13 protein-coding genes and 1 pseudogene are annotated in these 10,365 nt (G+C 41.3%); 10 read left to right on the forward strand and 4 right to left on the reverse strand.

The features are described from left to right. Positions 1-120: 120 nt before the first annotated feature. A complete protein-coding gene (locus DCC82_RS05110; RefSeq protein WP_097354138.1) occupies positions 121-519 on the forward strand; it encodes a YhcU family protein in 399 nt (132 codons plus the stop codon). A 31-nt stretch (positions 520-550) separates the two neighbouring features. On the opposite strand, the gene DCC82_RS05115 is transcribed toward DCC82_RS05110, so the two are convergent. Further along, positions 551-1,027 carry a thioredoxin family protein gene (locus DCC82_RS05115; RefSeq protein WP_097354139.1) on the reverse strand — a complete coding sequence of 159 codons (477 nt, stop codon included), beginning with the start codon at positions 1,025-1,027 and terminating at the stop codon, positions 551-553. Then, a complete protein-coding gene (locus DCC82_RS05120) occupies positions 1,024-1,464 on the reverse strand; it encodes a disulfide formation protein C (protein ID WP_097354140.1) in 441 nt (146 codons plus the stop codon). The genes DCC82_RS05115 and DCC82_RS05120 overlap by 4 nt, the downstream gene beginning before the upstream one ends. A gap of 157 nt (positions 1,465-1,621) precedes the next feature. Here DCC82_RS05120 and DCC82_RS05125 point away from each other — a divergent pair, with 157 nt between their 5' ends. The 8 genes from DCC82_RS05125 (at position 1,622) to DCC82_RS05160 (ending at position 8,921) form a co-directional block, all read left to right on the forward strand. Continuing rightward, the gene (locus tag DCC82_RS05125; RefSeq protein WP_097354141.1) at positions 1,622-3,310 is read left to right on the forward strand and encodes a glycoside hydrolase family 13 protein; all 1,689 of its coding nucleotides are present in this window, start codon (positions 1,622-1,624) and stop codon (positions 3,308-3,310) included. A 104-nt stretch (positions 3,311-3,414) separates the two neighbouring features. Then, complete coding sequence (locus tag DCC82_RS05130; RefSeq protein ID WP_097354142.1) at positions 3,415-3,858, forward strand: CBS domain-containing protein; 444 nt, start codon at positions 3,415-3,417, stop codon at positions 3,856-3,858. 99 nt (positions 3,859-3,957) lie between these two features. Beyond that, positions 3,958-5,706: a phospho-sugar mutase gene (locus tag DCC82_RS05135; RefSeq protein ID WP_081189039.1), complete on the forward strand. Its 1,749-nt coding sequence runs from the start codon at positions 3,958-3,960 to the stop codon at positions 5,704-5,706. A gap of 31 nt (positions 5,707-5,737) precedes the next feature. Continuing rightward, positions 5,738-6,460, forward strand: coding sequence for an SDR family oxidoreductase (locus DCC82_RS05140; protein WP_097354143.1), 723 nt, complete (start codon positions 5,738-5,740; stop codon positions 6,458-6,460). A 70-nt stretch (positions 6,461-6,530) separates the two neighbouring features. After that, positions 6,531-6,965, forward strand: coding sequence for a GAF domain-containing protein (locus DCC82_RS05145; protein ID WP_049756981.1), 435 nt, complete (start codon positions 6,531-6,533; stop codon positions 6,963-6,965). 65 nt (positions 6,966-7,030) lie between these two features. Then, positions 7,031-7,669, forward strand: coding sequence for a response regulator (locus tag DCC82_RS05150; RefSeq protein WP_097354144.1), 639 nt, complete (start codon positions 7,031-7,033; stop codon positions 7,667-7,669). A 117-nt stretch (positions 7,670-7,786) separates the two neighbouring features. Next, on the forward strand, positions 7,787-8,317 hold the full coding sequence (locus DCC82_RS05155; protein WP_097354145.1) for an NADPH-dependent FMN reductase: 531 nt from the start codon (positions 7,787-7,789) through the stop codon (positions 8,315-8,317). 22 nt (positions 8,318-8,339) lie between these two features. Next, the gene (locus DCC82_RS05160; RefSeq protein WP_233252930.1) at positions 8,340-8,921 is read left to right on the forward strand and encodes an MFS transporter; all 582 of its coding nucleotides are present in this window, start codon (positions 8,340-8,342) and stop codon (positions 8,919-8,921) included. A gap of 84 nt (positions 8,922-9,005) precedes the next feature. On the opposite strand, the gene DCC82_RS05165 is transcribed toward DCC82_RS05160, so the two are convergent. Then, on the reverse strand, positions 9,006-9,257 hold the full coding sequence (locus DCC82_RS05165) for a YhdB family protein (RefSeq protein WP_012749250.1): 252 nt from the start codon (positions 9,255-9,257) through the stop codon (positions 9,006-9,008). 121 nt (positions 9,258-9,378) lie between these two features. Next, positions 9,379-9,975 (reverse strand): DedA family protein, encoded by a 597-nt coding sequence (locus DCC82_RS05170; protein ID WP_012749251.1) that lies wholly within the window; start codon positions 9,973-9,975, stop codon positions 9,379-9,381. 224 nt (positions 9,976-10,199) lie between these two features. Here DCC82_RS05170 and DCC82_RS17970 point away from each other — a divergent pair. Then, positions 10,200-10,365 (forward strand): annotated as a pseudogene (locus DCC82_RS17970) (IS256 family transposase); the annotation flags it as partial.

Consider the following 10,365-nt stretch of genomic DNA (forward strand, 5'->3'; position numbering starts at 1 on the left):
TTTCACTCCAAAATTTCAAAACAGTGGAAACACTTTCTACCTCAATATACGTATCAGATATGATACACTCATAGTAGCGTTTTATAGTATGTTATGCAAGTGCGAAAAGGTGGTAAGAACATGAAAATGGTTTATGCAGCCACGAAAGAACAAGAGGAATATATGAATTATTTAGTCAATTATTTTTACACAAACATTTTTCCGTATTATTTTGATGATGAACAAATTAATAAGTTTGAAAATTCGAAAATCCTTTCATTACCAAGGGAATACGTTACATACAATGGAACGATGAAAGAAGCATTTCAAATTATTTCATCACTTCAATCGTTAATTATTGTGATCGAATATGTAGGAGAAAGCGGAGATTGCGAACGGTATCGCGATCTATTTGAGCGGAACGTCAAATTACTTAGGCGATACGGTATTGCGTTTCCGTTTACGATTGAGCAGTTTATGAACAAGCGTCATTATCCATGTAGTATGTATTTGCCTTCACAAAGCGATTGGTTAATGTAAGATGGAGCTCGTCCATCACAGGGCGAGCTCCTTATTTATTGATATGTTGAATCGAAGAAAACCAGTCACGGAAAACGGCTTCTTCATGATAGCCGTCGATTCGTTTTACTTCCTTCCCTTTTTCATAATGAATAAGGGTTGGCGTTCCTTCAATATGATACTTGTCCCATCCGTCTTTGAATTCAAGCAGGTTAAACATTTTTAAGTCAATCCCCATTTGCTTTGCCAAAGGAACGATAATAGGTGTTGTTTTTTGGCAGTGAGGACAATCCGGACTGTAAAAATAGACGGTGACGGTTTCTTTATTTTTTAATTTCTGCTCCAGTTCATCGGGTAAAATGATGTTTTGATAATTTGGGTCATCCAGCTGCGCAACAGTTGCAGGGTCAAGTTCTTCTTTATGATAAGGATTATTTTTGGCAGCTTGTTTTTGCTGATACGATGTGATAAAGGAGATCGCCGCAAACAGCGCTACAATAATCGATCCGAAGATAAGGAGCTTTTTCAACTTATTTTCCCTTCTTTCTCTTTACGAATAATGAAGATGCTTAATACACTAATGAGAAAAAATGCAACTAACGCTAAAAATGGAATCGTAATAAAGCCAAGCCAATTAATGTACTGTCCCGTGCAAGGGACGCGGCCGCACGAAATCGCATGGGTTTGGAAAAACGGAATTTTTTGCAGAGCATAATGGTAAAGCGAAATCGTTCCACCGATGATGGATAATGCAAGGCTATAGCGAGCGATGCCATATTCTTTCCGAATGGCCGCAAGCCCTAACAAAACCACCTGTGGATACATAAAAATGCGTTGAAACCAGCAAAGATCACAAGGAGTAAATTTTAAAACTTCGGAAAAATAAAGGCTCCCAAGCGTTGCAATCAGTGAAATTCCCCAGGCGCTAACAAGCGCGTTTTCCAATGTTTTTGTATTGTGATTCATGCTACAATCCCCTTGTTTTTTAGGTTTATTGCCATTTTCATTATATTGGACGAAAAGGAGAATGTAAAATTTTGAATATATATAGCCGCTCCTTTTTGTTTTATAGTACAATACTTATGTGCAATCGTTTTCATATATGTACATAGAGGTGAGAAATTTGGAACGAGCATGGTGGAAAGAAGCGGTTGTGTATCAAATTTATCCGCGCAGTTTTTACGATTCCAACGGGGATGGCATTGGCGATATCCGCGGCATTATCGCGAAACTTGATTATTTAAAAGAACTTGGCGTGGATGTGGTATGGCTATCTCCGGTATATAAATCGCCAAATGATGACAACGGATATGATATAAGCGATTATCGGGAGATTATGGATGAATTTGGTACGATGGAAGATTGGGAAGAAATGCTTGAGGAAATGCACAAACGCGGGATTAAGCTAGTGATGGATTTAGTCGTCAATCATACATCAGATGAGCATCCGTGGTTTATCGAATCAAGAAAGTCAAAGGACAATCCGTATCGCGACTACTATATATGGCGGCCTGGAAAAGATGGAAAGGAACCGAACAATTGGGAGTCATGCTTTGGTGGTTCTGCTTGGGAATATGATGAAACAACAGGAGAATATTATTTACATCTTTTTTCCAAAAAACAACCTGATTTAAACTGGGAAAATCCGAAAGTACGCCGCGAAGTGTATGACATGATGAAGTTTTGGCTTGACAAAGGCGTCGACGGCTTTCGGATGGATGTCATTAATATGATTTCGAAAACACCAGGATTACCGGATGGTGAACCGCAGGAAGGAAAAAAATATGTTTCAGGAAGCAAATATTTTATGAACGGTCCGCGCGTTCACGAATTTTTGCAAGAGATGAACCGGGAAGTGTTATCAAAGTACGATATTATGACGGTTGGAGAAACGCCGGGAGTGACTCCGAGAGAAGGCATTTTATATACAGATCCGTCTCGCCATGAATTAAACATGGTGTTCCAATTCGAGCATGTGGATTTAGATTCCGGACCTGGAGGAAAATGGGGTATTCGTCCATGGTCATTAGCCGATTTGAAAACAACGATGACAAAATGGCAAAAAGAGCTAGAAGGAAAAGGATGGAACAGTCTTTACTTAAACAATCATGATCAGCCACGCGCTGTTTCTCGTTTTGGCGATGATGGAAAGTATCGTGTCGAATCGGCGAAAATGCTTGCAACATTTCTCCATATGATGCAAGGAACTCCATATATTTATCAAGGTGAAGAGATCGGAATGACAAATGTGCGCTTTCCGTCGATTGAAGACTACCGGGACATTGAAACGTTAAACATGTATAAAGAACGTGTGGAAGAATACGGTGAAGATCCACAAGAAGTGATGGAAAAAATTTATTACAAAGGACGTGACAACGCGCGCACGCCGATGCAGTGGGATGACAGCGAAAACGCAGGATTTACAACGGGGACGCCATGGATTCCAGTAAATCCAAATTATAAGGAAATCAACGTAAAAGAGGCTTTAGCGGATCCAAATTCGGTGTTTCATTATTATAAAAAATTAATTCAACTTCGCAAGCAGCATGACATTATTGTCTATGGAACATATGACTTAATTTTGGAAGACGATCCGTATATTTACGCATATACACGCACATTGGGAAATGAAAAGCTGATTGTTATTACTAATTTTTCTGAAAAAACTCCTGTTTTCCGGCTTCCGGATGATATCACCTATAAAACAAAAGAGCTGCTTATCAGCAATTACGATGTTGATGAAACGGAAGAACTGAAAGAAATTCGCCTGCGTCCATGGGAGGCGCGCGTATATAAAATCCGTTTGTCATGAAACATTTGCTTTTCCGGTGCCAATACTAAACGGTGCAAACATTATTTTCTATCTATATCCTCCCGCCAATCCGCCCATAATAATCGGTGAAAGGGGAGGATCACATGAATAACAACAGCAACAAAGTTCAAGACGTTATGACGAAAAATGTAGCGACAGTTTCTCCTAACCAAACAGTTCAAGAAGCTGCGCAAATCATGAGCCAAAAAAATATTGGGGCTCTTCCAGTAGTGGAAAACGGTCAAGTAAAAGGAATGATCACGGACCGTGATATTACACTCCGTACATCGGCGCAAGGAAAAGATCCAGCTTCCACTCCTGTATCGGAAATAATGACGAATCGCGTGGTCACTGGTACGCCTAATATGAGCGTTCAAGAGGCGGCAAGTGTGATGGCGCAACATCAAATTCGTCGTTTGCCAATTGTCGAAAATAACCAAATTCAAGGAATTGTCGCTTTAGGCGATATCGCGACAAACAGCGCGTCCGATCAAGCGGCGGGACAAGCATTGACAAACATTTCTGAGCCGTCGCAACCACAAGGATAAAAAAATGAAGGATGTCTCTGACTTATGAGACATCCTTTTTCTTTTATGAAGGATATTGTATGATGATAACGAATACATAAAGAAAGGGAGGGATGTCCGTTGGATTGGAAAAATAAATATGAACAATGGTTAGCACATAAGTCATTAGACAAAGAATTAAAGCGTTTATTAACAGAGCGTCAAGACGACCTGAAATGGCTGGAAGATTGTTTTTATAAAAACTTAGAATTTGGCACAGGCGGCATGCGGGGAGAAATTGGTCCGGGGACAAACCGGATGAACATATACACGATTCGGAAAGCATCAGAAGGTTTGGCGCGATACATAGAGTCCTTTGGCGAAGAAGCAAAAAAACGCGGTGTTGTCATTGCCTATGATTCGCGGCATAAGTCTCGGGAATTTGCGATGGAAGCAGCGAAAACATTGGCCACTCACGGCATTCAAACATATGTATTTGATGAGCTGAGACCGACGCCGGAGCTTTCGTTTGCTGTTCGTTATTTGCATGCATTTTCCGGCATCGTCATCACCGCAAGCCATAATCCGCCAGAATATAATGGATATAAAGTATATGGAGAAGATGGGGGGCAGCTTCCTCCAGATACGGCAGATGCGGTGATTCGATACGTCAATGAAGTGGAAAATGAACTTGATATCCATGTTGAGGACGAAGCAATTTTAAAAGAAAAAGGGCTCATTCAAATCATCGGCGAAGAAGTGGACAATGCTTATATTGACGCTGTAAAAACGGTCTCCCTTCAACCGAAGCTTGCGGAAGAAGTCGATATTCACATCGTTTTTACACCGCTTCACGGCACATCAAACAAACCGATTCGCCGCGCGTTAAAGGAACTTGGATACCGAAATGTATTTGTTGTTGAGGAACAAGAGCAGCCAGATCCGAACTTTTCCACAGTTGCATCGCCAAATCCAGAGGAGCACGCAGCATTTGCGTTAGCGATAGAGTACGGCAAAAAAGTCAATGCTGACTTGTTAATTGCGACAGACCCTGACGCCGACCGATTAGGGATTGCCGTAAAAAATGAAAAAGGCGACTATGTTGTATTGACCGGAAATCAAACAGGAGGCTTATTGCTTCATTACCTGCTATCCCAAAAGAAAGAAAAAGGGATATTGCCGCAAAATGGCGTGGTGCTAAAAACGATTGTAACCTCCGAGTTTGGCCGCGCGATTGCGCAATCTTTCGGCTTAGATACGGTGGATACATTAACAGGATTTAAATTTATCGGCGAAAAAATAAAAGAATATGAACAAACCGGTCAGTATACGTTCCAATTTGGCTATGAGGAAAGCTACGGCTATTTAATTGGTGATTTTGTACGTGATAAAGACGCGGTCCAAGCAGCGGTATTAGCGGTGGAAGTATGTGCTTTTTATAAAAAACAAGGTATGTCTTTATATGAAGGATTGCTGCAATTATTTGACCAATACGGCTATTACCGTGAAGGACAGCAGTCATTAACGTTAAAAGGAAGAGAAGGTGCGGAAACAATCCAGGCTATCTTAACATCTTTCCGCAATGAACCTCCGGTAGAAGTAGCAGGAAAAAAAGTAACCGTGATCGAGGATTACAAAACGAAAGAACGGGTAAATACTGCGGCTGGCGAAAAAACAATGATTACTCTTCCAACTTCCAACGTATTAAAGTATTTGCTGGAAGACGATTCATGGTTTTGCTTGCGTCCTTCGGGAACAGAGCCAAAAATCAAAGTATATTTCGGCGTGAAAGGGAAGTCATTAGCCGACAGTGAAGCAAAGCTGCAACAACTTTCCAATGCAGTGATGAAACGAGTTCATGACTTTCTTCGCACTGCTTCGCCATCTTAAATGATAAACATAACGGAAAGGATCATGCCACATGTTAACAAACCAAGTAGCGATTGTCACAGGAGCTTCTCGAGGAATCGGAAAAGCCATTGCGTTTCAATTGGCGGAACAAGGAGCAAAATTGGCGCTCGTGGGAAGTTCTGAAGGGGTTTATGAAACGGAAAAAGAGCTGAAAGAAAAAGGATTCTCTTATGTGAAGGCGTTCCAAGTGGACGTTGCCAATGAACAGCAGATGCAAAAGATGGCCACAGAAGTATTAGAAGCGTTTGGGCAAATCGATATTCTCGTCAACAATGCAGGAATCGGATTTTTTAAAGAAGTGGAAGAGACAACTGTGGAAGAATGGGAACGTATCTTTGCCGTTAATGTTCAAGGCGTGTTCATCGGAGTAAAAGCCGTGCTTCCGCATATGAAAGAAAGAAAATCGGGAACGATTATTACCATTTCTTCCGATGTCGGCCGCTACACGATTCCGAACGGAGCGGCATACACCGCGACCAAATACGCTGTTCAAGGATTTTCCGGTTCGCTGGCGCAGGAAGTAAGAAAATACGGCATTCGCGTTGGTACGATTAACCCAGGAATGGTTGATACATACTTCGCCAATTCGGTCCAAGGCGTTCCGGAAAAACGCGATTGGCTAAAAGCCGAAGATGTCGCCAAAGCAGTCGTCTATATGGCAAGCGCTCCAAAGCACATGCTGATCGATGAAATCGTCCTTCATCCGCTCATTCAACAGTATCCTATTGCATAAGCCGAAAAAGACAATGCCGAAGGTCGGCGTTGTCTTTTTTCTATACGATTGGAGCGAAGGGGGAAGAAAAATGAGCAAGGACAAGCAGGATATTCAAGAATTGCTTACATTAAAATCCATTGCCGAAACATTGAATGAGTGCAATGATTTAAAGGAAATGCTGCAGACGGTATTAAAGGAATTAATACAAGTGATGAGACTGCAATGCGGCTGGATTTTTTTTGTTCATCCAAAAGAAGGATACTCTCTTATTGCTGACTATCAATTACCTCCTGCACTGACATGGGAAAATAAGAAGCCGATGCGCGAAGGAGGCTGTTGGTGTTTGGAACGGTACAGAGATGGGCGGCTGCAGCGGGCAGCGAATGTCATTGAATGCAAGCGGCTTGAAAAGGCAATCGAAGAGCAATGGGGAGATACCAATGGCGTTACCCACCACGCGAGCATTCCTCTTCGTGCAGGGGATGAGAAATTTGGAGTGCTTCAATGTAGCTGCTCCGCATAAAACGAGCTTTACAAATAAGGAACGACGATTGATGTCATCATTCCGCTGAAAAAGGAGAGAGAATAATGGGAATCAACGTACTTATTGTGGATGACCATCATGTTGTTCGGCGAGGATTAGTTTTTTTCCTCAACACGCAAAAAGAAATTAACGTAGTCGGTGAAGCGTCCAATGGAAAAGAAGCGGTGGAACGGGTGAAAGAACTGCAACCAGATGTCGTGTTAATGGATTTGGTCATGCCGGTTATGGATGGCGTGGAAGCAACGAAAAAAATAAAGGAGCTGTCTCCTCATACGAAGATTCTCATTTTAACAAGCTTTTCTGATGTGGATCATGTTATTCCCGCCATTCGTGCCGGCGCGTCGGGGTATCAATTGAAGGATGTAGAACCAGATCAGTTAGTACAAGTGATTATATCTGTGTACCGAGGCGAAAATCAGCTTCACCCGAAAGTCACCACGCATTTAATGACTCATGTGTCAAAGGGAGGGGATCGTAAGGAACAACTTATTGAAGTATTGACGAAGCGGGAAAAAGAAGTGCTTGCGGAAATTGCGAAAGGAAAAAGCAATAAAGAGATTGCCGCAGCATTAATGATTACAGAAAAAACGGTCAAAACGCATGTATCCAATATACTTGCTAAGTTAAATCTTGCGGATCGCACCCAAGCGGCTCTTTATGCTGTAAAACATCTCAGACTTTAGTTGTATTGAGGCTTCGGCTATTTTCGTATGTACAGCTCCCCCGATTTGCCGGCGAAAGAAGCCATTCCTTTGATTACACTATAATCAGAAAAACAAGGAAAAAAGGAGAGAAATGCCATGCATATCGTTGTAGTGAACGGAAGTCCGCGCAAATCGGGGAGAACGGGAATCGTTGCTAGACATATTGCAAAGCAATATGGAGCGCAGCTTATCGATTTAAGTGAAGGAGCCATACCGCTATATAACGGTGAAGCAGGCCAAGAAGAGTTGCCTGCTGTGTGCCAGTTACGCGAACAAATTCAGCAAGCCGATGGCATTGTGCTTTGTTCCCCAGAGTATCATAGTGCGATGAGCGGAGCGCTAAAAAACTCTCTTGATTTTTTAAGCAGCGATCAATTCGAACACAAACCAGCTGCTCTTATTGCGGTGGCAGGGGGAGGAAAAGGCGGAATCAATGCCTTAAACAATATGCGTACAGTAATGCGTGGATTGCATGCCAACGCCATTCCAAAACAGCTTGTCTTAGATTCCTCTTGTTTCGTTGATGATCGTTTAACCCAAGCGGCGGCTATGCAAGTGGATGATATCCTTTCTGAGTTGCACCGTTATATCAGCGCAGCCAAGTGGTGGAGAGAGAAAAAAGAATAAGATGACCGAAGGATGCCGCTATATGAAAGCTTGTCCGCTGTTGTTTTGGTTTTTGCTTGCTTCGTTCATGCCCTTTATTGGTGTGATGATGACCAATTATCTTCATCCGATTTATATTACCGATGTCTTAAAGGAAGATAGTTCGGTATACGGAATCCAAAGTATGGTGTATGGAATTGGCGCAGCGCTCGCAGGGGCTGTAGTTCCGTTGTTGCTGAGGAGAATCGGAACAGAAATAAGCATTACGATCACCGTATTTATGTATGCGATGGCGATGACGATGTTTCTTTTCGTAAAAAACACGTGGATATTTTATCTGCTTGTAAGCATTACCGCGTTTGGCAATGCGGGTACAAGGGTGGCACGCAGCTCGCTAATGATGGAACGAATCCCAAATGAGAAAATCGGACGGGTAGACAGTTTATTTCGTGCGTTCGGTTTTCTTATTCGTTCCATCTTGTTAAGCGTATTTACTGGTCTTGTTTCATTACAACATGTCCTGATTCCATATGCCATATTAAGCGGATTGCTTATCATTTCCGGGCTATTGGTGCTAAGGACTGGAGAATCGGTGAAAAAAGAACAATTTCATCTGAAAGGATAAAAGGAGATTTTTCTTATACATCGGTCGGAGAATCGATAGGATAAATAATGGGGAATTGGATCGAACCAATTCCCCGTTTTTTATTTACGAATAAGCGTATTGCTCAGCTCCTGTTTTTTGTTCGCTTGCCTCAAGGGCATGGTCGATATAACGCAACAGAGCGGTTAGCCGCTTTTGAATGACCGAGTAATCATATTCAAAATTGTAGGCGTGAAGAAATTGCTCAATTTTTTTCGACAGCAAATCATCTTGTGTACGCACCATTAAAATAAGCAAATTATCCCATTCGGAGCGGTGCGTATAGTATAATGCTTTGTCATAATCGATGGTGTTCAAGTTCATGCCTCCTTTATAGAAGGAGATGTCTTTAGTGTATGATGGTTCTTGTTTTTTTTACGCTGTAAATGTTACGTTAGAAGGTAAAAAATAAATTTACCGGTTTCAAAGTGCCGGTGTTTTACTTCTTTTTTTGCTGATAAAACCAATATATTGTGAGCAGGCAAATGAGGAGAATAAATACGGCCATAAAAAAAGTGCGATATTCATCCATATATTGTTTAATTATAATCCAATTCTTCCCTAAATAATTACCAATTGTGAGAAAGGTGAAGACCCAGACAAACGCTCCGCTATAGGCATATAACATAAATTTTTTTCGATCGTATGCGTTAAATCCAGCTAAAAATGCAGCAAGATGACGGATGCCAGGGATAAAATAGCAAATAAACAGCACCGATGGCCCTAGTTTGGCAAATAATGCTTTCGTTTGCTCTATTCGCTTTTCTGTAATATGTATTTTTGGACCTATTTTCTGCAAAAACGGCAATCCGAGTTTTACTCCTAAATAGTAGCTGATGGAGATACCAGCTATAGCACCAATAAAGCCAAAAACAAATGAGATAGGATATGACATGGAACCTGTGGAAATTCGGTATCCAATGTACGTAAGTAGCAGCTCATCCGGAATCGGCATACCGACAATTCCTAACATTAACACGACCATAATGCCGATATATCCAAAATGATCGATAAAATAATGTAAATAATGCTCCACTGTATCACCACACTTTAATAGTATGAGCAAAGCGAGTCAGCAGAAAATAAATAGGCTTTATTATTTGCTAATGTCCATTATAAACAATACATACGTTGAAGGAAATTTTTTACATAAATAGATGATGTATAAAAGTTTGTGTAAAACATTTTGCTAGAACAAAAGAAAAAAGTAGGGTATTCTCTGATTGGACCAAAAATCTTAGAGAAAGGAGAACCCTACCTATGTCTAAAAGAAGTATACCGAATGTCGACTGGGCAAATCAACTGGAAAGTGTTATTCGTCAATTTGTGAAGGAAAAATTAGAACTGATTATGCGGGAAGAAATCAAAAATTTCCTCGAAATCGAACAGGCTGGAACACCGAATAGGAGAAACGGCTGCTATCAGT

It is taken from the genome of Geobacillus sp. LYN3, from assembly GCF_003064505.1.
GTDB classification, from domain to species: Bacteria; Bacillota; Bacilli; order Bacillales; family Anoxybacillaceae; genus Parageobacillus_B; species Parageobacillus_B toebii.